Raw genomic sequence first — 24,633 nt, 5'->3', positions numbered from 1 at the left:
GTGGATGCAACGGTCGAGGCGATCATCATGCGTTGCGCGATGCCCCTCCACCAGCCTGCCGCTGGTCCCCCTCCCCATGCTGCGCACGGGGAGGACTAAACGTCCGCTTTGGGGCGAAAGCTGCCGCGATGTACAACCACCGCAACACGCTCAATGCGCGTGGTCGTGCCCGTCCCCGCCGCCCATCGCCTCCAGCACATCCTCCAGCCGGGCCTGGTCGCCCAGCGCCAGCACGTCGCCGGCGGACCCTGCATGCAACGGCTCACCCGCCCAATCGCACATCAACCCGCCGGCGCCCTCCACCACCGGTACCAGCGCGGCGAAGTCGTGCAGCTTCAGCCCGGCCTCGCACACCAGGTCCAGGTGACCGGCGGCGAGCAGGCCGTAATTGTAGCAGTCGCCGCCCATGATCATGCGCCGGTGATCGGTCTTCTGCGCCAGCGCCATGAAGGTGTCACCTTCCTCGGCGGTGAAATAATGCGGTCCGGTGGTGGCAATCGTGGCCTCCGCCAGCTCGCGGCAGGGGCGCGTGCGCACCGCCACGCCGTTCAGCGTGGTCGGCTGGCCGGTCACCCCCACCCAGCGTTCGCGCTGGATCGGCTGGTCGATGATGCCCAGCACCGGAAAGCCCTTCACCAGCAGCGCGATCAGCGTGCCGAAGGTCGCGCGGCCCGCCATGAAGCTGGTGGTGCCGTCGATCGGGTCCAGCACCCACTGCCGGCCGGACCGACCTTCGCTGACCCCGAACTCCTCCCCATGCACGCCGTCCTGCGGCACTTCCGCCGTCAGGATCCGCCGCATCGCCTCTTCCGCCGCGCGATCGGCGATGGTGACCGGGCTGGCGTCCCCCTTGCGCTCCGCATCCAGCACCGTGCGGAACTGCGGCCGGATGGCATCGCCGGCGACATCCGCCAGACGGTGCGCCAGGGCGAGTTCGGCGGAAAGGTTCATGGAAGCCTCAATCGAACAGGCTGGAGACGCTGCTCTCGTCGGCGATGCGGCGCATGGCCTCGCCGATCAGCGGGGCGACGGTGAGCACGCGGATCCGTTCGCAATCGCGCGCGGCCTCGGTCGGCAGGATGGTGTCGGTGATGACCAGTTCGGTCATCGCGCTGCCCGCCACCCGCGCCACCGCGCCGCCCGACAGCACGCCATGGCTGATATAGGCGGCCACGCTCTTCGCGCCCTGGTCGATCAGCGCCTGCGCGGCGTTGCACAGCGTGCCGCCGGAATCGACAATGTCGTCGATCAGGATGCAGTGCCGCCCGGCCACGTCGCCGATGATGTTCATCACCTCGGATTCGCCCGGCCGTTCGCGGCGCTTGTCCACGATGGCCAGCGGGGCATTGTCCAGCCGCTTGGCCAGCGCGCGGGCGCGGACCACGCCGCCGACGTCGGGGGACACGACCATCAGGTCCTGATGGCCGTACCGCGCCAGGATATCGGCCGCCATCACCGGCGCGGCATAGAGGTTGTCGGTCGGGATATCGAAGAAGCCCTGAATCTGCCCGGCATGCAGGTCGACCGACAGCACGCGATTGGCACCCGCCTCGGTGATCAGGTTGGCCACCAGCTTGGCGGAGATGGGCGTGCGCGGCCCCGGCTTGCGATCCTGCCGGGCGTAGCCGAAATAGGGCACCACCGCGGTGATCCGCCGGGCGGAGGCGCGGCGCAGCGCGTCGATCCCGATCAGCAGTTCCATCAGATTGTCGTTGGCGGGGTAGCTGGTGGACTGGACGATGAACACGTCCTCCCCCCGCACATTCTCGTTGATCTCGACAAAGATCTCCTCGTCCGCGAAGCGGCGCACGCTGGCATCGGTCAGCGGCAGTTCGAGATATGCGGCGATCGCACGGGCGAGCGGCAGGTTGGCATTGCCGGCGAGAATCTTCATGGGTGCGTGACCGATCCCGTTTGCTGTGTCGGCCGGGCGTCTAGCCCAGCGTCACACGATTGCAACCTGCATGGCGGTCACCTGCCCGACACCCGCCGGCCCGGCATCGGATCGACCAGCCGGATGGTGACCCGGGCCGCGCCTGTGTTGCCGTACTCCTCGTGCGTGTAGAAGAAATCGGCGGGCAACAGCAGGGGCGGCACCGCTTCGTTCACGAACAATACCAGTTCCCCGCCGCGCGGCGCGGTGAAGCTGCCATGCCAGATCGACAGGCAGTCGATATCCTGCCGGAGCACCAGCGGTTCGATGTGCACGCGGTCGCCGAATTGCAGCAGGCCGGGGCCGCGGCGGATGGCGATCACCGGCTGCAGGTAATTGGCGCCGATCACCCGGCGCAGCAGCACCCCGGCACGGCCCGCCACCCCCAACTCGCCCGCAGACCGGCCACGCGGCGTCGTCGGCATGCCGCCATCCTGCCATTGCGGTCCGATGACCTCCAGCTCTACCGCGTAGCGCGCGCCGCTCCGCACCCGCAGGCCGGTGCTGGTGCAGGTGGCGCGGGTCGACAGGGCGAAGCTGTGCTGCTGCAATGGCTGCGTGGCGAGGGGGCGCGGGCACAGCGCCTGCCCCCGCTCCAGGCTGGGCAGACGCAGTTGCGTGGCCAGGCCGATCGCCAGCCAGACAAGCAGCGCCGCCAGCAACAGTGCCGCGATCGCCGGCAGCACCCGCCATTTAATGAAGCGGAGCGACCGACGATACAGAGCGGAGGTGCGCAGCCGCTTCACCCACGACGTGTCCGGCCGCGCGAACGATGGGCCATTTGGCATCAGCGTCGCGCGCCAGACCTCGCGCGCCGTGTCACGCATCCGTCGATCGAGCCGCCCGCTCCAGACCTGCAGCGCCCCGATGGCGGCGACCAGCACCAGGAACCAGAAGCTGTTATCGGCAAAGGTGTCGATCCAGCGATGCAGCATGCCGGGCAGGACGGTGTCCAGCAGCCGGATCACGCCACCGCCCCAGCTGCGCCCATCGGCCAGCACCGGGGGGTTCGGCAGATGCTCCACCATCCATGGCATCAGCACCAGCAGCAGCGTGACCGCCAGCGTCAGGAAATAGGCGACGCGGCGCAGCCATACCCGGTCCCAGGCCGGTTCCAGCGCATCCGCCCGCGCCTGGCCCAGCGTTCCATCCTCCATCCGGGCGCGTATGTGGGCGGCAACCATCGGCTGCGGGGTCTGCGCGTCTGCAGGCGGCGGCGGCCGGGGGCTCTCGCTGTCGGCCAGGGCCACGGTCTCGCCCTTGCCTTCGGGCATCAGCGTCAGGCGGGCGGGCAGGTTGATCGGCGCATAGCCGTCGGTCCCGTCCCCGATGCGCGCGGCGACGCTTTCATGCACCCGCACCCGGGTCAGCAGACCCTTCTGCCGGGCGGCAGCGCCCGGCAGGTCCGGATCGGCGATGATGGAATCATTGCCCGGTTCATTCAGCCAGGCGGCGATGTTGCGCGGCTGGTACCGGTAATAGGCGCCCATGCCCGCACGACTGTCGTGCAGCGGGCCGGCACTGTTGGCCAGCGCGCGGAAGCGGTCGGTGATGATGTCCAGCGTGCGCAGGCCGGCCTTGTTGGCCTCCTCCATCATCCACAGGAAGGACACGAAGCTGAGGCTTTCGTCCGGATATCCGCCGCCCACATCGGCATGCATCCCGGTAAACCAGACCTGCCGCAACCGGTCGGGCGCAACGACGTCGCCCGCGACCAGCCGCCCTTCGTTCACCTCGTCCCACAGCAGGGGGTGAAAGGCGTCGCGCGCATCGTCGATCGCCAGGGCGTGGCGGGCGCATTGCACGCGGGGGTTCAGGCAGTAATCGGGCATCGACAGCGCGTAGAGCCAGTTGTCGATGCCGCGAGTGATCTCCACGATCGGTCCGCCATAGGCGGCCACGGTGTCCCAGACGCCGATAAAGCGGATCTCCGGCCGGTAATTGTCGGCCCGATTGTATCGGCGGCGGCGCCAGGCGATGCGCCAGCCGGCGATCAGCCACCCGCGCAACCGGCGCCATGCCCGCGTCGGCCATTGCAGCTTGCGCGGCAGGAAATCGGCGCGGAAGGCGCGATAGGCATCACGGGTCAGCCGGTGCAGGTCCGCCTCGTCCCGTGCGGCGACCAGGCCCTGGCTGGCGATCAGGGCGATGACCAGCCGCATGGTGAAGGCCCCGCGGCTGAACCCGAAGCCGTAGATCGCATCCCCGCCTGCGGGCGGCTCGCCGCCCCGCCGCTGCCCCGGCGCCGGCCGGTAGTTGCGGCAGGCGAAGCGGTAGAGTTCCAGGATGTTGCGCCTGAGGCCGAAACCGAAAATGCCTGCCAGCAGCGCGACCGGCCGCAGCGCGGATGTGCCCACGCCATTGTCGTAGAAGGCGATCTGCTTGCGCTTGCCGGCGGCGGCGGGGCCCAGGTCCACCGCCTCGTACATGCGCCACACATTGGTCTTGAACAGCTTGGCGCTGCTGTTGCCGGTCCCGTCGGAAAACAGGACGATCGCCCTGCCGGCGGGCGCATCCGGCCCAGCTCTCGCGGCTTCGTCGTGCTCCATCGGCCCGGCCATTGCGCTGCCCTCTCTGCCCCGGAGGGAAGGCTGCGCCCGGCGCGGCAGTCAGTCAATCGGTTTGCTGGCAACTGCGAAGGCCGCCGCAAGTACGCCGCGCCTATTTCAAGGCTTTCGCCAGCTCTGCCTTGTTCATTTTCGATCGGCCGGAAATATCGCGCTTGCGCGCTTCGGCCATCAACTCGGCCTTGGTCGGTTCGCCCTTGCCGCCGTCCCGGTAGTGGGCAGTCTTTTCGGCGACATCGTCCGGCCGGGCGGAGAACTGCTTGCCCTTCTTCGAGTCCCGCCGCTTCTTGGCGCTGGTGCGGGCATAGTCCTCGTCGGACAGCGCCTCGCGCGCATCCCTGGGCAGATAGCGTTCGCCGGTCTCGCCGCTCTTCCCGCCCGACTTCGTGCCCCAGTCTTCCTCGGTCCACTGGGTCAGGCTGTTGTCGGCATCCTTCTTGCCGAGGTAGCCGCCGCCTTCGTGCTTGTATTCCTGCACCGCCAGCTGCGCCTTGCGGGCGGACCACTGGCCCTTCTTCCCGCCCTTGTCGCCGGCGGTAACCTCGTCCTTGACCTTGTCCCACAGCTCGGGATCGTCGCGCTTGGCAGTCTCGCTCATGGCACACACTCCTGGCCCGTCCGCGCCGAAACGCGGGACGGGCCGGGAAAGTGCCGGGCGTCAGGGGATGCGGTGCTCGCCCTTGATCCAGCGCACGGTGCCGGTGCTGGCGCGCATCACCACGCTTTCGGTGGTCATCACGCGGTCGCCGTTGGAGCGGCGGCGGCGCTTCACGCCGGCCATCAGCGAGCCGTCGGTGACGCCGGTGGCGGCGAAGATGCAGTCGCCCTTGGCCAGGTCTTCCAGCTTGTAGACGCGGTCCAGGTCGGTGATGCCCCACTTGCGCGCGCGTTCCCGCTCGTCATCGTTGCGGAACAGCAGGCGGCCGTTGAACTGCCCGCCCACGCAGCGCAGCGCCGCCGCGGCCAGCACGCCCTCGGGCGCGCCGCCTTCACCCATATAGATGTCGATGTTGGTTTCCGGATCGGTGGTGGCGATCACGCCCGCCACGTCACCATCGCCGATCAGCACCACGCCGCAGCCCAGCGCGCGCAGCTTGGCGATCATGGCCTCGTGCCGCGGACGGTCCAGCACGCAACAGATGATGTCGGACGGGTCGACGCCCTTGGCCTCTGCCACGGCGCGGACATTCTCCTCCACGCTCTTGTCCAGGCTGATGATGTCCGCCGGGTAGCCGGGGCCGACCGCAATCTTGTCCATGTAGACGTCCGGCGCGTTCAGCAGGCCGCCTTCTTCCGCGGCGGCCAGCACGGCCAGCGAGTTGGGGCCGGCCTTGGCCGTGATGGTGGTGCCTTCCAGCGGATCGAGCGCGATGTCGATCTTGGGCCCCTTGCCCGGCGCGCCGCCGACCTTTTCGCCGATGAACAGCATGGGCGCCTCGTCCCGCTCGCCCTCACCGATCACCACGGTGCCGTCCATGTACAGCTCGTCGAACGCCTTGCGCATGGCTTCCACGGCGGCGGCGTCGGCGGCCTTCTCGTCACCCCGGCCCACCAGGGCGGCGGCGGCGATGGCGGCGGCCTCGGTCACGCGGACCATTTCCAGCACCAGCACGCGATCGAGCACGCTGCTGCCGGGGGAGGGGTTCTGGGTGGCCATGCGCAGGTGCTCCGTGACGTGGAATGTTGCTGGCGGGGTTAGGGTGCGGCGCAGCACTTGTCGAGCATGGCTTGCGCTGCCTGTGGGACAGCGCGATGAAGGCGGACAGGCAGGCGGGCAAGGGAACATGGCCGATGCGGATGATGCCGATTGCCCTGCTGCTGCTCGCCCTGCCCGTCACGGGATGGGCGCAGGACGCCCCCGCGCCGCAGCTGACGGCCGAACAGGCCCTGGCCAATGCCGCCGCCCGCTACACGGTCCGGCAACCCCGGCCCGAACCCTGCCCCGAAAGCAGCGGCGATGTGATCGTGGTCTGCCGCCAGTTGGAGGAATGGACCGGCATGGGCCTGTCCCCCACGGAACAGGCGATCGCCAACGGGACGATGCCGCCCGACCCGATCCCCAGCGCGCCCGATTTCGACGGCCCATCGACCAATGTGGTCATGCGCGGCTGCTTCATCCCGCCCTGCCCGGGGGAACCGGCGCTGCTGATCGACCTGAAGGCGATACCGGAGGCGCCGCCCGGATCGGATGCGGCCCGCTATGCGGGCAACTAGGCCCTAGTCGAGCAGGCGCAGCACCAGCGGCGGGCGGGCCAGGCTGGGCGATTCGCGCAGCAGTTCCAGCGCGTGGGCCACGCCGCGTTCCGGCCCTTCATGCGTGACCATCGCCACCAGCACCTCGCCCCCTTCATCCGCCTGTCCCTGCTGGATCAGGCTTTCGATGGACACGCCCGCATCGCGCATTGCGGCGGTGATCTCCGCCAGCACGCCCGGCCGGTCCGCCACGATGAAGCGCAGATAGGCGCGGCTGGTGCGGGTGGCGCCGTCGGCGGCGGCGAGCGGCTCCAGTTCAGCCACCGGCACGCTGAAGGGCGGGCCGGTATCACCGCGGGCGATGTCGATCAGGTCCGCCACCACCGCGCTGGCGGTGGGGCCTTCGCCCGCGCCCGCGCCCTGGAACAGCAGCCGGCCGCTGAAATTGCCTTCCGCCACCACCGCATTGGTGGCCCCGTCCACAGCGGCCAGCGGGTGGCTGCGCGGCACCAGGCACGGCTGCACCCGCTGGAACAGGCGCGTGCCGCCCTCCTCGCACTCCGCCATGCCGATCAGCCGGATAACATAGCCCAGCGCATCCGCCCGGGCGATGTCGGCCGCGCGGATGCGGGTGATGCCCGCCACCTCCACCTGGTCGAACGCCACGCCCGCGCCGAAGCCGATGGCGGCCAGGATCGCCAACTTGTGCGCGGCATCGGTACCTTCGATGTCGAAGGCCGGGTCCGCCTCGGCATAGCCCAGCGCCTGCGCTTCCTTCAGCACGTCGCCGAAGTCGCGGCCGGTATCCTCCATGGTGGACAGGATGTAATTGCAGGTGCCGTTCAGGATGCCGTAGATGCGGGTCAGCGCATTGGCGGCCGCGCCTTCGCGCAGGCCCTTGATCACCGGAATGCCGCCGGCCACCGCGGCCTCGAACTTCAGCGGGGCGCCGCGCCCTTCGTTCGCGCCTTCCGCCACGCCGGCCAGCTCCATGCCGTGATGCGCGATCATCGCCTTGTTGGCGGTGACCAGCCCCTTGCCCAGGCCCAGCGTGCGGCGCGCCAGCGCCAGCGCCGGCCCATCGCTGCCGCCGATCAGTTCCACTACCACGTCCACATCCGGACGGTTGGCCAGCAGCGCCAGATCATCTTCCCACTGGTAGACGGACAGGTCCACGCCCCGGTCGCGCGCCCGGTCCCGCGCGGACACCGCGACGATCTCGATCGGCCGGCCCGCGCGCCGGGCGATCAGCGCGCCATTGGCGGTCAGCAGGCGGATCACGCCGCCGCCCACCGTGCCGAGGCCAGCGAGTGCGATGCGAAGCGGTGCTGCGGCCATGATCTGTCCCTTGTCCCCTGTGCGCAGCCGCCCCCCATGGCGCTGCGGCCGGCCCGGTTAGGGCAGGCGCGCACGGTTGGCTAGTCGCCGGGTGCCGCGCGCGCTGCCCCTAGCTGCGGGTGCGGGTGCAGGGGCCCAGCGCGTCCAGCACCACCTGGTAATCGGCCCGCGCCCGCTGCCGGTCGCTGCCCGGCGGCGTCAGGAAGGCATCGTTGGGCAGTTCGCGCGGCAATCCGCAGGCCAGCCGCAGCCAGCCGGGGGTGTCCGGCGCCGGCGCGGTGGCCGACTGGTCGATGATCTCGCTCCACGACACGCCCCATTGCGGGGCCATGTTGGGCCGGCGTACCACGGAGATGGAGGCGGGCAGGCCGGTTTTGGTCTCCACGAACATCTGCGTCTCCGATTCGCCCGCCAGGTTGCCGGGGGTGTAGAGCACGTGGCGCACGCCGGTGACCGGCGGCGGCACGTCCCCGCCGGAGAACTGCCCGATCACATTGCGCAGCCGCGCCTCGAAGGCCGGGTCGGCCGGGATCATGGCATCGGGCTTCACCAGCTGCAGCTGCCCAGCGCGGCCGGGCACCGCATCGGCGAAGATCACGAAGCGCTGCCGGCGCAGCTTGGGCGCGCGCCCCTTCTCGGTCAGCGGCATGTCGGCCAGGAAGCTCAGTTCCTCCCCCACCGGCACGGGGGCTGCCAGCAGTGCCTGCGTGTCCGCTTCCAGATACAGGCGCGTCTGCCCGGGGGCGAGGCCGGGGGCACGGGCGCGACCGACCTCGGCCTGTCGCCGCACCTCGACCACCGCCACGATCCGGGCGGCTTCCACCAGCCCGGCGACATCGGCATAGGTCAGCCGTCCGGCAGGCCCGGATGGCAGGGTGGTAGCGGTGCCATTCTGGGGCATGTTGCTCCCCTGCGCGGCGCGCGCGGCGGCGGCCGGCGCGCCGGAATCCTGCGCCAGCACCGGCCCTCCAGCCGTGGCCGACAGCGCCAGCAGCGCGGCGGCCACCGACGGTAAATTACGAAGCGCAGTCGCGCGGGCAAATTTCTGCATTGCCAAACCTCTTTTCCCAGCAATCATGCTTTGTCAGCAAAGTATCGGTCCGCATCGCAGCTTTCCAGCGATGAATCGGGGTTGAACCGCCAAAAGCGTTTGCTCAAGCCTGAAGTGCTGGTTAAGACCTGATCGCAGGGGCCCAAACAGCATAAAAAACTAGGGTTCCTGATGTCCTTCGGGGGTTTGTCAAACGCACCGGTTCTGGCCGGGCGTACCTTCGTGCTGGACAAAGCTTCGCTGCGGCTGGCAGGATGCGAATCCATAACCAACCGTTGCCGGCGTCGGGTGACCCAAAGTCCCCGGCGGCATCTATGAGCCGAACCGTTCCGCGCCTTTGGCGTGGAATTGATTGAAACGGAGTGAAGGGACTGGATGGCTTACGCTGACCAACAGATGAGCGGCAGTCGCATGGTTGCGATTGTCATCGTTGTCCTTATCCACCTGGCCATCGGATATGCCCTCATTACCGGCCTTGCCTATTCGGCGGTCAAGTCGGTGGTTGAGCGCGTGACGACAGTGGATATCGAGGAACCGCCGCCACCGCCGGAGGAAGAGCCACCGCCACCGCCGCCAGACGAACCGGTACCGGTCACGTCGCCGCCGCCGGTCGCCCCGGCACCGCCGGTGAACATTGCGCCTGCGCCGCCGCCGATCAACACGTCGACGATCATCCCGCCGCCGGCTCCGCCTACCCGGATCGTGCCGCCTGCGGCCCCGCCAGGGCCGCCGACACCTCCGGCTCCGCCGGCTGCACCGTCCCGTGCCCGGGGCGCAACGCCCGACGGCCAGGGTCGCTGGGCTGCCCGGATCCAGGAAAACTATCCGTCGCGGGCCATTCGTGACGAGATCGAAGGCCGCGTGGGCGTTCGCGTCCAGATCGGCGCCAACGGCCGGGTCACCGCCTGCACCGTCACCAATTCCAGCGGTTCGTCCGTCCTGGACGAGGCCGGCTGCGAAGGCATGACGCGTTATGCGCGATACAACCCGGCGCTTGACGATGCCGGTAACCCGACCACCGGCAGCGCGTCGACGACCATCGTCTACCAGCTCGACCGATAGTTTACCTGTTCAGTTCTTAGAGACAAAGGACCACCCGCATGCTTATCGACATTCTGGCCGCCGCCGGCGGCGAAGGGGCTCCGGCCAACCAGTTCGGCTTCCTCGAAGCCATGGAACAGGGCGGCGTGATCGCCTGGAGCATTCTGACCGTGCTGGTCATCATGTCCGTCGGCTCGTTCTACATCCTGATCACCAAGCTGCTCGAGCAGAACAAGATCATGAGCCAGTACAAGACGGTTCGCTCCACCTTCTGGCGCGCCAACAGCCTGTCGGAAGGCGCCAGCAAGCTCGAGAAGAACAGCGCATGGCGCCAGGTCGTCGACGATGCGCTGGCCGCCGAGGTGCAGCACAGCAAGATGACCGACTCGCTGGAAGCGCATGACTGGATGCACGGTTCGCTGGCCCGTTCGGAAGCGGCCATCAACTCCAGGCTGGCAGGCGGCCTGCCGTTCCTCGCCACCGTGGGCGCCACCTCGCCGTTCGTCGGCCTGCTGGGCACCGTGATCGGCATCTACCGCGCGCTGATCAACATCGGCCTCGCCGGTTCGGCCTCCATCGACAAGGTCGCTGGCCCGGTCGGTGAAGCGCTGATCATGACCGCCATCGGCCTGCTGGTCGCCGTGCCGGCCGTGCTCGCCTACAACTGGCTGCAGGCGCGCAACAAGCGCATCGCCGAGATGCTGAGCGGCTTCTCGACCGACATCCTGGCCAACATCACCTCGCGCGGCGCGGTGAAGCCGGCGCTGGTCGGCAACACCAAGGCTGCTGCTCCGGCTGCTGCCACCAAGACGGCTCCGGTGTCCTCCACCGCCACCAAGCCGACCACCGCGACGACGACGACGGCCGCGCCGAAGGTCTGACACGCGGTTCATCGAACGACCTGAGCGGGACGGGCAACGGCATGCGGGCCGCCCGTCCCGCCGGGAAGTCCTAAATACCAGACAGGAACAGACAGATGGCAATTTCATCAGGTGGAGGCGGCGGCTCGACGTCGATGTCGGAAATCAACACCACGCCCCTGGTGGACGTGATGCTGGTTCTCCTGATCATCTTCCTTATCGCCGTCCCCGTCGCCATCCAGACGGTCGAACAGCTGGAAGTGCCGATCATCGAATCGACCGAATCCAAGGACAAGGTGGAAAACCTGCTGCTGACGGTGACCACCACCGACGCCGCGGGTCGCACCGCCGGCACGCAGCGCAGCGGCTTCACCGGCGCGATCCGTGAAGGCGAATGCCGCGTCTACGTGAACAACACCACGCTGGTGGATTCGGAAGAACTGTACGATCAGGCCTTCGGGAAGCTGGACGCCATCGTGCAGCGCGCCGGCGGTCCGGAAGCCCTGCGGAACGATCCCGACCTGATCCCGCAGGTGCATATCCGCGGCGACAAGGATGCCCCGTGGCGCTGCGTTGCGGGCGCGATCTACAACGTGCAGGCGGCCGGCTACCCGACCGTGGGCTTCATTTCCAACCCGGTCGATCCGAACGGTTGATCGGGCGCAGCAAGGAGTAACACACCATGGCGATGTCCGGCGGCAAGGACGACGGCTCCCCGATGATGGAAATGAACACGACGCCGTTGATCGACGTCCTGCTCGTGCTCCTCATCATGTTCATCATCACCATTCCGGTGGCCACCCACTCGGTCGATATCGACCTGCCGGTGCCCAGCGATTCTCCCACCGACAATGTCGATCCGGTGACCAACAAGATCGTGCTGACCCAGCCGGGCGAGATCATCTGGAACGGCGAGCTCATCAACGAGAACCAGCTGGTCGCCAACCTGCAGGAAACGCTCAACTTCGCGGTCGAGCCGGAACTGCAGTTCCAGCCGGAAGCCCTGGCCAGCTATGACCAGTCGGCCAAGGTCCTGAACATCATCAAGGGTTCGGGCGTCAGCAAGTTCGGCTTCGTGGGCAACGAACAGTTCCGCACCTTCGACAAGCAGTAAGCCTTGGCGATGCGGATGCGGCCCTGACGGGTCGCGATGAAGGGGCGGGTCACACCGCCCCTTTTTTTGTGCCCGCCATTCACCGTGGCATCCGCCCGCACCCAGCCCGATCTCGCGCAGCCCAGGACCGCCATCATGCCGATCAACCGCACCATGGGTCCGCGCGAATGGGGGCTGCTGCTGGTCCTGTCCGTGCTGTGGGGCGGATCGTTCTTCTTCATCGGGGTGGCGCTCGCCGGTCTGCCGCCGCTGACGCTGGTCCTGGCGCGCGTATTGCTGGGCAGTTGCGTGCTGTTCGCGGTGCTGCGCCTCACCGGCGGTGCGGTGCCGCGGGGCTGGCGCGTGTGGCGCACGCTGGCCGCGATCGCACTGCTGAACAATGTGGTGCCGTTTACCCTGCTGACCTGGAGCCAGACGCAGATCGCCAGCGGGCTCGCCTCCATCCTCAACGCCACCACTCCGCTCTGGGGCGTGGTGGCGGCGCATCTGTTCACCGTTGACGAGAAGGCGACCCCGGGCAGGCTCGCCGGCGTGGCGCTGGGCTTTGCCGGCGTGGTGCTGATGATCGGCGGCGATGCGCTGGCAGGCATGGGCGGCGCGGTGCTGGCGCAGGGCGCCTGCCTGCTGGCAACCCTGTGCTACGCGCTGTCCGGCATCTATGGCCGGCAGATGAAGGTGCTGGGCGTGGCGCCCATCTCCGCCGCCTGCGGCCAGCTCGCCTGTTCCACCCTGGTGCTGCTGCTGCCGGTTATGCTGGTGGACACGCCCTGGCGCCTTCCGATGCCCTCGCCCGCCGTCTGGGGCGCGCTGGCCGGGCTGGTGCTGCTGTCCACCGCGCTGGCCTTCGTGATCTATTACCGCCTGCTGGCGACGGCGGGGGCGACCAATCTGCTGCTGGTCACCTTCCTGATCCCCGTCACCGCCATCGCGCTGGGGGCGCTGTTCCTGGGCGAGGTGCTGCAGCCCCGGCATGCCGCCGGCCTCGCCTTCCTGGCCGGCGGCCTGGCGGCGATCGACGGGCGCCTGCCGCGCCGGGCGTGGCAGCGCCTGCGACCCGGCGCACGCTAAAAAGGCCCGCGCCCGGTCGCCTCGCCTCAGTGCGGCGTCGCGCCCAGTTCCACGCCGGTGCGATCGTGCAGGGCGAAGCGGTCCACGATATCGGCGCTGGCCCGGTTGTAGCCGATGACCTGCACCTGCGCCCCGTCCCGCCGCAGCCGAGCGACGATCTTGTCCAGCGCGCCGACGGCCGAGATGTCCCAGAAATGCGCGGCCGCGACGTCGATGGTCACGGGCACTGCGCCCTCCGTCCCGAAGGCGCGGGTGAAGCGGTCGACAGAGGCGAAGAAGATCTGCCCCGTCACGCGGTAAGTGACGCCGTCAGCGGTGCTGTCGCGCTCCACCCCGAACATCCGCTGCACCTTGCCGGCGAAGAAGATGCCCGACAGCAGCACGCCGGCCAGCACGCCCAGCGACAGGTCGCGCGTCGCCAGCACCACCGCCACGGTCGTCAGCATGACGATGGAGGAGGTCGCCGGATGCCGGCGCAGGTTCGGGATGGAGTTCCAGCTGAAGGCGCCGATCGACACCATGATCATCACCGCGACCAGCGCCGCCATCGGCACCTGTCCGACCACCTCGCCCAACACGGTCAGCAGGAACAGCAGGAACGCCCCGCTGGCGAAGGTCGACAGTCGCCCGCGGCCGCCGCTGGTGACGTTGATAATCGACTGCCCGATCACCGCGCAACCGCCCATCCCGCCCAGCAACGCGGTCACGATGTTGGCTCCGCCCTGCCCGGCGCATTCGCGCTGCTTGTCGCTGTCGGTATCGGTCATGTCGTCCAGGATCTGCGCCGTGAGCAGCGACTCCAGCAGCCCGACCGCCGCCATCGCCAGCGAGTACGGGGCGATGATGCGCAGCGTCTCCCATGTCAGCGGCACCTGCGGCAGCGTCCATGTGGGCAAACCGTCGGGCAGCAGGCCCATGTCGCCTACCCTAGTGACCGGCAGGTCCAGCGTGATGGCCAGAACGCTCAGCACCACGACCGCCACCAGGGTCGATGGCACGGCCGTGGTGATGCGCGGCAGCAGGTAGATGATCACCAGCCCGCCGGCGACCAGTGCATAGGTGTGCCAGGTGACGCCGGTCAGCTGCGGCAGCTGCGCCAGCAGCACCAGGATCGCGAGCGCATTGACGAAGCCGGTGATGACCGATCGCGACACGAACTGCATCAGCAGATGCAACCGCGCCGCTCCCGCCACGATCTGGATCAGGCCCATCAGGATGGTGGCGGCGAACAGGTACTCGACGCCATGATCGCGCACCAGCGGCGTCACCAGCACGGCGACGGCTGCGGTCGCGGCGGAGACCATGCCGGGCCGCCCGCCGATGAAGGCGATCACCATCGCGATGGTGACGGAGGCGTAGAGGCCGACCCGTGGATCGACCCCGGCGATGATGGAAAAGCCGATCGCTTCGGGGATCAGGGCTAGCGCGACGACGATGCCGGCCATGATGTCACGGCGTGCGCCCGCCATGTCCGTGAACCATTCACGGCGGTAGGATTGTGTAAGGAGTGACATTGCGGTTCCATGACCGGGCACACCACGCCTTCGCGGCGTGGCTTTTTCATCGGTCTGTCAGTGCGATGTTGTCCGGCGGATCGGCGGCCGGAATAGCCACCCGGTGTTGCACCGGGTCCATGTGATTGCCGGCCCCTTAGACGAGGTGTGCCGCCGGGCGCAACATGCAACCGAACTGGCGGCCGCTACTCCGCGGCGTCCAGTTCCGGGTAATGGCGGAAGATGCCGTCCTCGTTGAAGGCCTGCCGCCGGCCGGATGCGAGATAGGCGGCCACCCCCGGCAGCTGCGCCACCGCATCACGCATCCGCTGCAAGGCGGGATACTTGTTCCGCACCGCCGCCATCCGCTGCGGAAAGGCGTAGTCGAGCCCCTCCAGCAGCTGGAACAGGCTGGTATCGACATGCGTCCAGCCCGCGCCCGCTACAAACGGCCCGTCCGTCGCGCCCAGCGCCGCTTCGAAATGGTCGAGGAACTTGGGAATGCGCTCGGCCCGGAACTCCTGCGCCCGGCGCGCCGCCGCCTCCTTCTGGTCATCGTAATACAGGCTGTTGGCCAGCGGATGGTGCGTGGCGTGCACCTCCGCCACCATGTCCGAGATATCCAGCTGCAGCTGGGTCAGCTGCAACTGGACCAGGAAGGTGTCGCCGGCGAAACCGTGCTTGTGGCCCAGATAGGTGACGATGTGGGCCACCTGCCCCACCACCAGCGTGCCGCCGCCTTCCGCCATGTCGCTGTCCACCAGATAGGGCGGAGCGAAGGGCCGGATACCGCTGCGCCCCTGCAGGTCCTGTATCAGCGCCTCCGCGCCCTCCTCGCACCCCTTGTCGGCATAGGGCTGCCCGGCAGCTTCCAGCGCCACACGGACGAACTCGCCACGCCCGGGCAGGCCCGGCCAGTACCACAACTCATACGCCATGATCGGCCTCCTGCTTCATCGACGGTTTGCACATCGAAGCCGCGCGGTTGCCGGGAAGTTCCCTGCCGGTGTGGTCGGCGGATTGTGGCGCGTTCAACGTTCGGGAAACCAACCCCGCCGCTCCAGCTTGTCTGTCGAGAGAATACGCCCACGCGACAATGCAGGAGGAAGTGATGGACACGCCCGACAACGCGCAGCCGCCCTTGCCCGAACAGCAGCAGGACACGCCCGGCACCACCGCGAAGATGAACCCGCGCCCCGATCATGGCGAGGACAGCTATCGTGGGTCGGGCAGGCTGGAAGGCAAGAAGGCCGTCATCACCGGCGGCGACAGCGGCATCGGCCGCGCGGTCGCCATCGCCTTCGCGCGGGAGGGGGCGGACGTGCTGATCTCCTACCTCAACGAGGATGAGGACGCGCAGGATACCGCGCGATGGATCGAGCAGGCGGGGCGCAAGGCGGTGCTGGTGCCCGGCGACATTGGCTCCGCCGACCATTGCCGCGCCATCGTGGACAAGGCGGTGTCGGAGTTCGGCAGGATCGACATCCTGGTCAACAACGCCGCGCACCAGATGACGTTTGAGGATATCGGCGACATTCCGGACGAGGAGTGGGAAGCGACATTCCGCACGAACATCCATGCCATGTTCTACCTGTCGAAGGCCGCCGTGCCGCACATGCGGGAGGGCGCCGCGATCATCAACACGACGTCGGTGAATGCCGACATGCCCAAGCAGACGCTGCTGCCCTATGCCACCACCAAGGGCGCGATCCAGAACTTCACCGGCGGGCTGGCGCAATTGCTGGCGGACAAGGGCATCCGCGTGAACTGCGTCGCGCCGGGGCCGGTCTGGACCCCGCTGATCCCCGCCACCATGCCGCCCGAGGAGGTGAAGGAGTTCGGCAAGAGCTATCCCCTGGGCCGCCCGGCCCAGCCAAGCGAGCTGGCGCCGCCATACGTGATGCTGGCCAGCGACGAAGCGAGCTACATCTCGGGCGCGACGATCGCCGTCACCGGCGGCAAGCCCATCATCTGAGGGGAACAGCATGTCCCGCAATCTGAAGATCGCCGGTTCGCTGGCTGTTGCCGCGATCGCCGCCAAGGTCTGGGCCGCCCGCCGGCAGCCAGCCGGGCCAAGTGCCTACCTCCCGATCGACAAGCCGAAGCCTGTCGCAGAGGGCATCTGGATCGTCGATGGCGCGCCGATCCATGCCATGGGGCTGACCATGCCGGTGCGGATGACCGTGATCCGGCTGGGCAACGGATCGCTGCTGCTGCACTCCCCCATCCGGCATTCGCCGGCCCTGGCACAGGCGATCACCGAATTGGGGCCGATCAGCCACATGGTGGCGCCGACCACCGCGCACTGGCAGTTCATGGCAGGCTGGCAGCAGGCCTTTCCCCAGGCGGTCACCTGGGCCGTGCCGGGCCTGCGTGACCGGGCGCAGGTGAAGAAGTCCGGCCTGCGCCTCGACCGTGATCTGGGCGAGACGGCGCCGCCGGAATGGTCCGGCACCATCCGGCAGGGGCTGGTCCGCGGCCTGGGCCTGGCCGAGGCGTGGCTGCTGCACGAACCCAGCCGGACGCTGGTGCTGACCGATCTGGTGGAGAACCTGGAACCGGCAAGGCTGCCGCCGGTCACCGCGCTGGCGGCCCGGCTGGTACGCGGGAATGTCGGCCGTCCCGCGCTGCATGTGCGTGCCGCGCTGCTGGCCGGCGGGGAGCAGGCCCGGTCAGACATCCGCACGATGGTCGAACTGGCGCCGGACAAGGTGGTGTTCGCCCACGGCGCCTGGTTCGCCACGGACGGCGCGGCCCGCCTGCGCGACGCATTCGCCTGGGTGTAACGGACCGGCCCTGTCCCGGCCGGCCGGAAAGTGGACAAGCCTGCTTGCCCGCGCCTAACGTGCGGGCAACACGCCTTTCTTTCCCCCGGAGATCTCGATGCGCCTGCTGGCCCCTGCTGCCCTATGCCTTACTGCCGCCTGCACCACCGTGGGCGGAGAACAGGCCGACCGCATGATCTCGCCGGTCCTGACCACGGCGGAGGCGCGTGACGAATATACTTTCGCCCGGCCTGAAATCGCGCGGGTCACCCATGTCGACCTCGACCTCGCGCTCGATTTCCGGGCACAGACGGTGGGCGGCACCGCCACGCTCGACATCGCCGCTGCGTCCGGTGCGCAGGAGATCATCCTCGACTCCAGGGGCCTGCAGATCAGCGGGATCACCGCGCCCGGTGGCAGCCAGATCCCCTTCACCGTGGGGGAGACCATCGCCGGCAAGGGGGAGCCGGTAACGGTGCGGATCGGCGATGCCCGGCAGATCACGGTCAACTACACGTCCGGCGCCGGGGCGGACGCGCTGCAATGGCTGGCGCCGCAGCAGACCGCTGGCGGCGAGCACCCCTTCATGTTCAGCCAGGGGCAGGCGATCAACAACCGCACCTGGATCCCCACGCAGGACAGCCCCGGCATCCGCCAGACCTGGCACGCGCGGGTCACCGCGCCGGCGACGCTGGACGTGGTGATGTCGGGCATCCGGCAGGGCGATGCGCAGGATGTGGGTGGCGGCCGCCGCGCCTTCACCTTCACCATGGACCAGCCGGTCGCGCCCTATCTGATCGCGGTGGCCGCCGGCGACATCGACTTCCGCCCGCTTGGCCCCCGTTCCGGCGTGTGGGCGGAGCCGGCGACGCTGGACCGCGCCGCGGCCGAGCTGGTGGACACCGAAGCGATGATCGATGCGGCCGAGGGGCTGTATGGCGACTATCGCTGGGGCCGCTACGACATGATCGTGCTGCCGCCCTCCTTCCCGTATGGGGGGATGGAGAACCCGGTGATGACCTTCCTCACCCCCACCTTCATCGCCGGCGACCGGTCGCTGACCGGGCTGGTGGCGCATGAGCTGGCGCATAGCTGGTCGGGCAATCTGGTCACCTATGCCAGCTGGCGCGATGGCTGGCTGAACGAAGGCGTGACCTCCTATCTGGAAAATCGCATTTCGGAAGTGGTGTTCGGCGACACCCGCGCCGGGCAGGAACGCGCGCTGAGCTATGCCGGCGTGGTGGAAGCGGTGGAGGAACTGGGCGCCAATGCACCCGGCACCGCGCTGCGCACGCCCGACGGGCTCGATCCGCTCGATTACAATTCGACCATCACTTACGACAAGGGCGCGCTGTTCCTGCACACCGCCGAAAGCATCGTCGGCCGGGACCGCTTCGATCCGTGGCTGCGCAGCTGGTTCGACCGGCACGCGTTCCAGCCCGCCACCTCCGCCATGTTCCTTGCTGACCTGCGCGAGAACCTGATCGGCGGTGACGCGGCACTGGAACAGCGGCTGATGCTGGACCAGTGGGTCTATGGCACCGGCATTCCCGCCAATGTCGCGCGCGCGGATGATCAGGCTTTCGCCGCGGTGGATGCGGCGGCGCGGGCCTATGGCGCGGATCGCACGCTGGATGCGCAGGCGTGGACCGGCTGGTCGGCGGCCGAACAGATGCGCTTCCTGCAGACCCTGCCGCAGACGATCTCCGCAGAGGAGCTGGCCCGGCTGGACCGCACGCTGAACCTGTCCGCCACCGGCAATACCGAGGTGAAGTTCCTGTGGCTGCAAGCCGGTTTGCGCAACCGCTACCAGCCGGTGGTGCCGCAGGCGGAGGCGTTCCTGGCCAGTGTCGGTCGCAACAAGTTCGTGGAGCCGCTGTTCAGGACCCTGACGGAACAGGGCGAGTGGGGTCAGCCGATCGCCCGCCGCATCTACGACCGGACGCGTCCGACCTACCATTCCTTCACGCGCGGCAAGGTCGACCGGCTGCTGGGCGTGACCGGCTGAGGAGATCTCTGTCCTCCCCATGCGCAGCATGGGGTGGACAAGCGCCGCCTCTCAATCCCCGCGCATCGCCTCGCCCGCCAGGCTCTCCGCCTCCAGCAGCAGGTCGTCGTCAGACGATCCCTGCGGCAGCGCCTCGCGCCCGATCATCACCATCACCGGCACGGCCAGCGGGCTGACCCGGTCCAGCCGGACATGGTTGAGCTGCGCCGCGGCGCTGTCCAGCAGGTCGCCCAGCCGCCCCACATCGGTCATCCGCGCACGAGCATCGGCCCAGGCGGCCTCGATCAGCAGGTGGTCGGGCTCGTATTTGCGCAGCACGTCGTAGATCAGGTCGGTGGAGAAGGTCACCTGCCGCCCGCTCTTGCGGGTGCCGGGCTGCTGCCGCTCCACCAGCCCGCCGATCACCGCCACCTCGCGAAAGGCGCGGCGCAGCAGGTGCGATTGCGTCACCCAGTCCACGAATTCATGCGTCAGGATGTCGGGCGACAGCAGCGGCGCGGGATCGTCCACCGGCTTGTAGCCCCACACCGCCAGCGAGTAGTCATTGGCGACGAAGCCGCCGGGCATCAGCCCGCGCTCCTCCATCCGCTTGGTGATCAGCATGCCGAGCGACTGGTTCGCGTTCCAGCCGATGAAGGTATAGTAGACGGTGTATTCGCGCTTCGCATGGGGGAAGCTTTCCACCAGCAGGCTGTCCGGCCCAGGCATCTCGCTGCGCCAGTCCTGCACCTCCAGCCACTCGCGCACATCGTCGGGGAAGCGGGCCCAGCCAGCGCGATCGACCAGCAGCTCGCGCACACGGTCCGCCAGATGGGTGGTCAGCGGCAGGCGCAAGCCCCCGTATGAGGGGATCATGGCCGCCTTGGTGCTGGCGCGCACCAGCAGTTCCATGTCGTGCACCTGCACCACTTCCACATTCACCCCGGCGAACTGGAAGGTATCGCCCGGGCGCAGCGCGGCGGCGAAGCGTTCCTCCACCCGGCCCAGCGATCGGCCGGGCCGGTTCTTGCTGCCGAAGCGGACCTCCAGCATCTGCGAATCGACGATGATGCCGGCATTCAGCCGGTGGCGTGCGGCCTGTTCCGGGTGCGTCAGCCGCCAGCTGCCGTCCGCCTCCTGCGTGATCCGGCGAAACTTGTCATAGGCCTTCAGCGCATATCCGCCGGTGGAGACATAGGCGAGCACGCGGTCCCACACCGCCTCGTCCACCCAGGCGTAGGAGAGCGTGGAGCGGATCTCCGCCAGCAGCGCCGCACCATCGAACGGGGCGGCGCAGGCGCAGGCCATCACATGCTGCGCCAGCACGTCCAGCGCGCCGGGGCGGAAGTCCTCGCCATCGCGCTGCCCCTGATCGACGGCCTCCTTGGCGGCGGTTGCCTCCAGGAACTCGAAGCGGTTGCCCGGCACCAGCAGCGCGCGGGAGGACTGGTCCAGCCGGTGATTGGCGCGGCCGATCCGCTGCAGCAGCCGGCTCGATCCCTTGGGCGCGCCCATCTGCACCACGCAGTCGATGTCGCCCCAGTCCACGCCCAGATCCAGGCTGGCAGTACAGACCAGCGCCCGCAGCCGCCCCTCCGCCATCGCGCCTTCCACCTTGCGGCGCGCTTCCTTGCTCAGCGATCCGTGATGGATGCCGATGGGCAGCGTGTCCTCGTTCGCGTCCCACAGATGCTGGAAGATATATTCCGCCAGGAAGCGCGTGTTGGCGAAGATCAGCGTGGTGCGGTTGGCGCGGATGCGTTCGTACAGCTGCGGGATCGCCCAGATCGCCGCATGGCCGCCCCACGGCACGCGCGCATCCTGCGGCAGCAGGATCTCCACCTCCGCCGGGGCGCCGGCCTCTCCCTGCACCAGCCGGACCCGGTCGACCTCGCCCCACGGCGCCAGCCAGCCGCGGAATGCCTCGGGATCGGCCAGGGTGGCGGACAGGGCCGCACGCTGCAGGCCGGGCGCGATTTCCTGCAACCGGGACAGCGCCAGCGCCAGCAGGTCGCCGCGCTTGTCGGTGGCGAAGGCGTGCACCTCGTCGATCACGATGCGCTTCAGCCCGGCAAACAGCTCGAAACTGTCGGAATAGGACAGCAGCAGGCTGAGGCTTTCGGGCGTGGTCAGCAGCACGTTGGGCGGCCGGCTGCGCTGCCGCTTCTTGCGGTCGGACGGGGTATCTCCGCTGCGCGTCTCCACCGTCAGCTTCAGGCCCATCTCGGCCACGGGCGTCATCAGGTTGCGCTGCACATCATGCGCCAACGCCTTCAGGGGGGAGACGTACAGCGTGTGCAACCCGTCCGGCACGGCACCGCGCGACGGGCAGAAGGCCGCCAGCGTGGGCAGGAACCCCGCCAGCGTCTTGCCCGCGCCGGTGTCGGCCACCAGCAGCGCATGGTCGCCGCCTTGCGCGGCATCGAACATCTCCTGCTGGTGCCGCCGCACGCGCCAGTCGCGCTGCGCGAACCAGCTGGTGATCTCGGGCGGCAAGGTGGCGGCGGGCATCTTTGACATATGGCGGCTCCACCCCGCCGGGCCAAGCCGCGCCTGCCAGTGCGCCCAGTTGCGAAGGCTGTGCGCCGAACGGTTGCAACCATTGCCGCCGGCGAACCGTTCTCTTGCCATACCCCGGCCGCACCAGGCGTGGCCGGGCGGGATCGGCGCTGCAGGGCTGCCCCAGCCGATACCCGATTGTTGTTGGCAGCGACAAAGCTGGAGAGAACGCATGAACCGCAATCAGAATGGTCGCAATGACCGCTACGACAACCGCCAGAACGAACAGTTCAGCGACCGCGACTACTCCTATGGCGACGAGAACCGCTCCTACGGTCAGATGGGCGAGAGCGGGTGGAACAATGACGATTTCGGCGGGCGCGGACGGTATGATCGCAGCGGCGGCCGTGGCGGCCAGGGCTATGGCGGCAGCCAGAGCCGCAGCTTCGGCGGCGGACAGTCGCGTGGCTATGACACGTCGGAGGACGGCCGTTCGCGCGGCGGCTATGGCGCCAGCCGGCCGACCAATGGCGAACAGCGCGGCTTCGACAGCTTCACGAGCAACGATTTCGGCGGCCACGATTTCTCCGCCCCGCGCCAGAACCGGGCACCGGGCACCAGCTATGGCAATTACGGACCCTACGGCGCCAGTTCCGGTGCGGGCAGCTTTGGCGCGGCGCCGTCGCGCGACCGCTACGGGTCCGGGCGCGACGATGAACGCGGCTTCTTCGACAAGGCGGGGGACACGGTCGCCAGCTGGTTCGGCGATGACGACGCCGCCCGCCGGCGCGAGCAGGATCACCGCGGCTCCGGCCCGGCAAACTACACCCGGTCCGACCAGCGCATCCTGGAGGATGTGTGCGACACGATCACCCATGATCGTGACGTGGACGGGCGGCAGATCCAGGTGACGGTGCAGGATGGCGAGGTGACGCTGGATGGCACGGTGACCAGCCGCCAGCAGAAGCGCCACGCGGAAGACCTGACGCACGACCTGTCCGGCGTGAAGCATGTGCAGAACAATCTGCGCATCAAGGACAGCAGCGACACGGCTCGCGACGGCGGCCGGACCTCCTCCCTCGGCCGCAGCGGGACGGATAGCTCCCTGACCTGACGGCACGGCCGATCACGGCCTGCACAAGGGGGCTCGCCTGACGGCGGGCCCCTTTTCGTATGCTGGCAGACCGTCGGGGATAGTCCTCGAGGGTGCAGCCGTTCATGCACTTGTGCTAATCGCCTGACCATGATGCTGACAGACAACACCAGGATCGATCCGCGTGCGGAAGATCGCGTTCAGGCGCTGGGGATGCTCGAGATTCTCGACAGCCCGCCGGATCGCGAATTCGACCTGATAGCGCAGCTTGCGGCCGAACTGCTCGGCTGTCCGATCGCGCTGGTGTCACTGATCGATGCGCAGCGGCAATGGTTCAAGGCCCGGTACGGCCTGCAAGTGTCCGAGACACCGCTGGAACAGTCCTTCTGCCGCGTTCCCGTGCGGCTCAACCGCCCGTTGATCGTGCCCGATGCGCAGGCCGACCCGCAATTCCGCGACAATCCGCTGGTGAAAGGCGATCCCAATATCCGCTTCTATGCCGGCGTACCGCTGCGGATAGAGACCCGGCCGGATCGCCCGCCGGTGCCGATCGGCACGTTGTGCGCCATCGACAATCAGGCGCGGCAGGCGACGTCGCAGGACCTGCAGGTGCTGGAAACGCTGGGCCAGGTCCTGGAAACCCTGCTGGCGGCACGTCTCGCCGAAGCGCGCGCGCGCCATGTGGCGGAGCAGTACGGGCAGGCGCTGGCCGAGAAGGAGCGGCTGCACCGGCAATTGCAGCAGGCCGAACGCCTGGCGCAGATCGGATCATGGCGGTTCACGGTGGCCGACGAACGCGTCGAATGGTCTCCCCAGCTTTATTCCATCTTCGAACTGCCGCCCGGCAGCGCCATCGCCGTGGAGGAAGCCTATGACTTCTTCCCACCGGAAGATCGCCAGCGGTTGCAGGATGCGGTGGACCAGACCGTCCGCACCGGCCGGGGCTTCGATGTGGAAGTGACGATGGTGACCGCCATGCTGCAAGAGCGACGGGTGCGATCGCTGGGCGAGATGGAACTGCAGGATGGCCAGGCCGTGGCCGTGTTCGGCGTGTTCCAGGACATCACCGAGCGGCACGAACTGGAGACCGCGCTGCGCGAGGCGGCCGACGTCGATGAACTGACCCGGCTAGGATCGCGCAAGCGCTGCAACGCGCATCTGGACCAGACCATCGCCCGCTGTCAGGCGGACGGCGCGCCGCTGGTGCTGGTGCTGATCGATCTGGACCACTTCAAGGCGGTGAACGACCAGTGCGGCCATGCAATGGGGGATGAGGTGCTGCGCCGGGCGGGGCAGGCGCTGCGCGCATCCTGGCTGGCCGGGTCCTTTGCGGGGCGGATGGGGGGCGACGAATTCGTGCTGCTGCTGACGGAACCGGACCTGCTGGCCGACCTGCCGGGCACGATGCGCCGCCTGCTGGCCACGCTGCGGCAGGATGTGGAATGCCCCGGGGCGAAGGCGCCCATCGCCGTGTCGGGCACGCTGGGCGCGGCCTGGCTGGCACCCGACTGCATGGACCGGGCCACCTTGATGAGCCGTGCGGACCAGGCGCTGTACCAGGCCAAGAACGCGATCCGCGGTACTGCGGCGATCGCCGGCCAGGAAGGCGCACTGATCGCCAGCTAGGGGCC

At 68.5% G+C, this 24,633-nt stretch carries 21 protein-coding genes and 1 other annotated feature; of the genes, 11 read left to right on the top strand and 10 right to left on the bottom strand.

Annotation, left to right across the window (positions count from 1 at the left end):
• Positions 1–150: 150 nt before the first annotated feature.
• The 5 genes from D5S08_RS05205 to glpX form a co-directional block, all read right to left on the bottom strand.
• Positions 151–951, bottom strand: coding sequence for an inositol monophosphatase family protein (locus D5S08_RS05205; RefSeq protein ID WP_121116176.1), 801 nt, complete (start codon positions 949–951; stop codon positions 151–153).
• Positions 952–958: 7 nt separating this feature from the next.
• Positions 959–1,894, bottom strand: coding sequence for a ribose-phosphate pyrophosphokinase (locus D5S08_RS05200; RefSeq protein ID WP_121116174.1), 936 nt, complete (start codon positions 1,892–1,894; stop codon positions 959–961).
• A gap of 77 nt (positions 1,895–1,971) precedes the next feature.
• Entirely contained in the window at positions 1,972–4,482 is a 2,511-nt protein-coding gene (locus D5S08_RS05195; RefSeq protein WP_162301927.1) for a DUF2235 domain-containing protein, read from the bottom strand.
• Positions 4,483–4,594: 112 nt separating this feature from the next.
• Positions 4,595–5,098, bottom strand: a complete 504-nt coding sequence (locus tag D5S08_RS05190; protein WP_121116170.1) for a DUF5872 domain-containing protein — start codon at positions 5,096–5,098, stop codon at positions 4,595–4,597.
• A 60-nt stretch (positions 5,099–5,158) separates the two neighbouring features.
• On the bottom strand, positions 5,159–6,157 hold the full coding sequence (gene glpX, locus D5S08_RS05185; RefSeq protein WP_121116168.1) for a class II fructose-bisphosphatase: 999 nt from the start codon (positions 6,155–6,157) through the stop codon (positions 5,159–5,161).
• 95 nt (positions 6,158–6,252) lie between these two features.
• Between glpX and D5S08_RS05180 the strand changes: the two genes are divergently transcribed.
• A complete protein-coding gene (locus tag D5S08_RS05180; RefSeq protein WP_121116166.1) occupies positions 6,253–6,714 on the top strand; it encodes a hypothetical protein in 462 nt (153 codons plus the stop codon).
• A 3-nt stretch (positions 6,715–6,717) separates the two neighbouring features.
• Here D5S08_RS05180 and D5S08_RS05175 read toward each other — a convergent pair whose 3' ends face one another.
• Both D5S08_RS05175 and D5S08_RS05170 read right to left on the bottom strand, forming a co-directional pair.
• Positions 6,718–8,031, bottom strand: coding sequence for a homoserine dehydrogenase (locus D5S08_RS05175; protein WP_121116164.1), 1,314 nt, complete (start codon positions 8,029–8,031; stop codon positions 6,718–6,720).
• A 109-nt stretch (positions 8,032–8,140) separates the two neighbouring features.
• Positions 8,141–9,037: a hypothetical protein gene (locus D5S08_RS05170; protein ID WP_241557239.1), complete on the bottom strand. Its 897-nt coding sequence runs from the start codon at positions 9,035–9,037 to the stop codon at positions 8,141–8,143.
• Between the two features lie 420 nt (positions 9,038–9,457).
• Here D5S08_RS05170 and D5S08_RS05165 point away from each other — a divergent pair, with 420 nt between their 5' ends.
• From D5S08_RS05165 to D5S08_RS05145, 5 genes are all read left to right on the top strand, one after another.
• The gene (locus D5S08_RS05165) at positions 9,458–10,144 is read left to right on the top strand and encodes an energy transducer TonB (RefSeq protein ID WP_121116162.1); all 687 of its coding nucleotides are present in this window, start codon (positions 9,458–9,460) and stop codon (positions 10,142–10,144) included.
• 38 nt (positions 10,145–10,182) lie between these two features.
• Entirely contained in the window at positions 10,183–11,004 is an 822-nt protein-coding gene (locus tag D5S08_RS05160; protein ID WP_121116160.1) for a MotA/TolQ/ExbB proton channel family protein, read from the top strand.
• Between the two features lie 95 nt (positions 11,005–11,099).
• Positions 11,100–11,639, top strand: coding sequence for an ExbD/TolR family protein (locus D5S08_RS05155; protein WP_175578872.1), 540 nt, complete (start codon positions 11,100–11,102; stop codon positions 11,637–11,639).
• A gap of 26 nt (positions 11,640–11,665) precedes the next feature.
• On the top strand, positions 11,666–12,097 hold the full coding sequence (locus D5S08_RS05150; protein ID WP_121116157.1) for an ExbD/TolR family protein: 432 nt from the start codon (positions 11,666–11,668) through the stop codon (positions 12,095–12,097).
• Between the two features lie 135 nt (positions 12,098–12,232).
• Positions 12,233–13,165, top strand: coding sequence for a DMT family transporter (locus tag D5S08_RS05145; protein WP_121116292.1), 933 nt, complete (start codon positions 12,233–12,235; stop codon positions 13,163–13,165).
• A gap of 26 nt (positions 13,166–13,191) precedes the next feature.
• Here the strand turns inward: D5S08_RS05145 and D5S08_RS05140 are convergent, their stop codons facing one another.
• Both D5S08_RS05140 and D5S08_RS05135 read right to left on the bottom strand, forming a co-directional pair.
• The gene (locus tag D5S08_RS05140; RefSeq protein ID WP_121116155.1) at positions 13,192–14,679 is read right to left on the bottom strand and encodes a SulP family inorganic anion transporter; all 1,488 of its coding nucleotides are present in this window, start codon (positions 14,677–14,679) and stop codon (positions 13,192–13,194) included.
• A gap of 66 nt (positions 14,680–14,745) precedes the next feature.
• Positions 14,746–14,801: a sequence feature (sul1 is cis-regulatory element that is thought to sense ions involved in sulfur or methionine metabolism; They are found in Alphaproteobacteria), on the bottom strand.
• Positions 14,802–14,864: 63 nt separating this feature from the next.
• Positions 14,865–15,596: a glutathione S-transferase gene (locus D5S08_RS05135; RefSeq protein ID WP_121116153.1), complete on the bottom strand. Its 732-nt coding sequence runs from the start codon at positions 15,594–15,596 to the stop codon at positions 14,865–14,867.
• 173 nt (positions 15,597–15,769) lie between these two features.
• On the opposite strand from D5S08_RS05135, the gene D5S08_RS05130 reads away from it, so the two are divergent.
• The 3 genes from D5S08_RS05130 to D5S08_RS05120 all read left to right on the top strand — a co-directional run bounded on the left by D5S08_RS05130 (position 15,770) and on the right by D5S08_RS05120 (position 19,431).
• On the top strand, positions 15,770–16,633 hold the full coding sequence (locus tag D5S08_RS05130) for an SDR family oxidoreductase (RefSeq protein ID WP_121116290.1): 864 nt from the start codon (positions 15,770–15,772) through the stop codon (positions 16,631–16,633).
• A gap of 10 nt (positions 16,634–16,643) precedes the next feature.
• The gene (locus D5S08_RS05125; RefSeq protein ID WP_121116151.1) at positions 16,644–17,444 is read left to right on the top strand and encodes a DUF4336 domain-containing protein; all 801 of its coding nucleotides are present in this window, start codon (positions 16,644–16,646) and stop codon (positions 17,442–17,444) included.
• A 97-nt stretch (positions 17,445–17,541) separates the two neighbouring features.
• Entirely contained in the window at positions 17,542–19,431 is a 1,890-nt protein-coding gene (locus tag D5S08_RS05120; RefSeq protein ID WP_121116149.1) for a M1 family metallopeptidase, read from the top strand.
• A gap of 51 nt (positions 19,432–19,482) precedes the next feature.
• Here D5S08_RS05120 and D5S08_RS05115 read toward each other — a convergent pair whose 3' ends face one another.
• Positions 19,483–21,921 carry a ligase-associated DNA damage response DEXH box helicase gene (locus D5S08_RS05115; RefSeq protein ID WP_121116147.1) on the bottom strand — a complete coding sequence of 813 codons (2,439 nt, stop codon included), beginning with the start codon at positions 21,919–21,921 and terminating at the stop codon, positions 19,483–19,485.
• 220 nt (positions 21,922–22,141) lie between these two features.
• On the opposite strand from D5S08_RS05115, the gene D5S08_RS05110 reads away from it, so the two are divergent.
• Entirely contained in the window at positions 22,142–23,023 is an 882-nt protein-coding gene (locus tag D5S08_RS05110) for a BON domain-containing protein (protein WP_121116145.1), read from the top strand.
• 129 nt (positions 23,024–23,152) lie between these two features.
• The gene (locus D5S08_RS05105) at positions 23,153–24,628 is read left to right on the top strand and encodes a diguanylate cyclase domain-containing protein (protein WP_121116143.1); all 1,476 of its coding nucleotides are present in this window, start codon (positions 23,153–23,155) and stop codon (positions 24,626–24,628) included.
• Positions 24,629–24,633 lie beyond the last annotated feature (5 nt).

The organism is Croceibacterium ferulae, from assembly GCF_003660445.1.
In the GTDB taxonomy this organism is placed as follows: Bacteria; Pseudomonadota; Alphaproteobacteria; order Sphingomonadales; family Sphingomonadaceae; genus Croceibacterium; species Croceibacterium ferulae.
The sequence above is the reverse complement of the archived record's forward strand: the minus strand, read 5'-3'. Positions and strand labels throughout refer to the sequence as shown.

What these genes read in the sequence shown, in the direction of transcription:
- D5S08_RS05205 (WP_121116176.1), bottom strand. Translation starts at nt 951, where the DNA reads ATGAACCTTTCCGCCGAACTCGCCCTGGCGCACCGTCTGGCGGATGTC.
- D5S08_RS05135 (WP_121116153.1), bottom strand. Translation starts at nt 15,596, where the DNA reads ATGGCGTATGAGTTGTGGTACTGGCCGGGCCTGCCCGGGCGTGGCGAG.
- D5S08_RS05110 (WP_121116145.1), top strand. Translation starts at nt 22,142, where the DNA reads ATGAACCGCAATCAGAATGGTCGCAATGACCGCTACGACAACCGCCAG.
- D5S08_RS05155 (WP_175578872.1), top strand. Translation starts at nt 11,100, where the DNA reads ATGGCAATTTCATCAGGTGGAGGCGGCGGCTCGACGTCGATGTCGGAA.
- D5S08_RS05150 (WP_121116157.1), top strand. Translation starts at nt 11,666, where the DNA reads ATGGCGATGTCCGGCGGCAAGGACGACGGCTCCCCGATGATGGAAATG.
- D5S08_RS05125 (WP_121116151.1), top strand. Translation starts at nt 16,644, where the DNA reads ATGTCCCGCAATCTGAAGATCGCCGGTTCGCTGGCTGTTGCCGCGATC.
- D5S08_RS05160 (WP_121116160.1), top strand. Translation starts at nt 10,183, where the DNA reads ATGCTTATCGACATTCTGGCCGCCGCCGGCGGCGAAGGGGCTCCGGCC.
- D5S08_RS05140 (WP_121116155.1), bottom strand. Translation starts at nt 14,679, where the DNA reads ATGTCACTCCTTACACAATCCTACCGCCGTGAATGGTTCACGGACATG.
- D5S08_RS05115 (WP_121116147.1), bottom strand. Translation starts at nt 21,921, where the DNA reads ATGCCCGCCGCCACCTTGCCGCCCGAGATCACCAGCTGGTTCGCGCAG.
- D5S08_RS05120 (WP_121116149.1), top strand. Translation starts at nt 17,542, where the DNA reads ATGCGCCTGCTGGCCCCTGCTGCCCTATGCCTTACTGCCGCCTGCACC.
- glpX (WP_121116168.1), bottom strand. Translation starts at nt 6,157, where the DNA reads ATGGCCACCCAGAACCCCTCCCCCGGCAGCAGCGTGCTCGATCGCGTG.
- D5S08_RS05105 (WP_121116143.1), top strand. Translation starts at nt 23,153, where the DNA reads ATGATGCTGACAGACAACACCAGGATCGATCCGCGTGCGGAAGATCGC.
- D5S08_RS05195 (WP_162301927.1), bottom strand. Translation starts at nt 4,482, where the DNA reads ATGGAGCACGACGAAGCCGCGAGAGCTGGGCCGGATGCGCCCGCCGGC.
- D5S08_RS05180 (WP_121116166.1), top strand. Translation starts at nt 6,253, where the DNA reads ATGAAGGCGGACAGGCAGGCGGGCAAGGGAACATGGCCGATGCGGATG.
- D5S08_RS05175 (WP_121116164.1), bottom strand. Translation starts at nt 8,031, where the DNA reads ATGGCCGCAGCACCGCTTCGCATCGCACTCGCTGGCCTCGGCACGGTG.
- D5S08_RS05200 (WP_121116174.1), bottom strand. Translation starts at nt 1,894, where the DNA reads ATGAAGATTCTCGCCGGCAATGCCAACCTGCCGCTCGCCCGTGCGATC.
- D5S08_RS05130 (WP_121116290.1), top strand. Translation starts at nt 15,770, where the DNA reads ATGGACACGCCCGACAACGCGCAGCCGCCCTTGCCCGAACAGCAGCAG.
- D5S08_RS05165 (WP_121116162.1), top strand. Translation starts at nt 9,458, where the DNA reads ATGGCTTACGCTGACCAACAGATGAGCGGCAGTCGCATGGTTGCGATT.
- D5S08_RS05190 (WP_121116170.1), bottom strand. Translation starts at nt 5,098, where the DNA reads ATGAGCGAGACTGCCAAGCGCGACGATCCCGAGCTGTGGGACAAGGTC.
- D5S08_RS05145 (WP_121116292.1), top strand. Translation starts at nt 12,233, where the DNA reads ATGCCGATCAACCGCACCATGGGTCCGCGCGAATGGGGGCTGCTGCTG.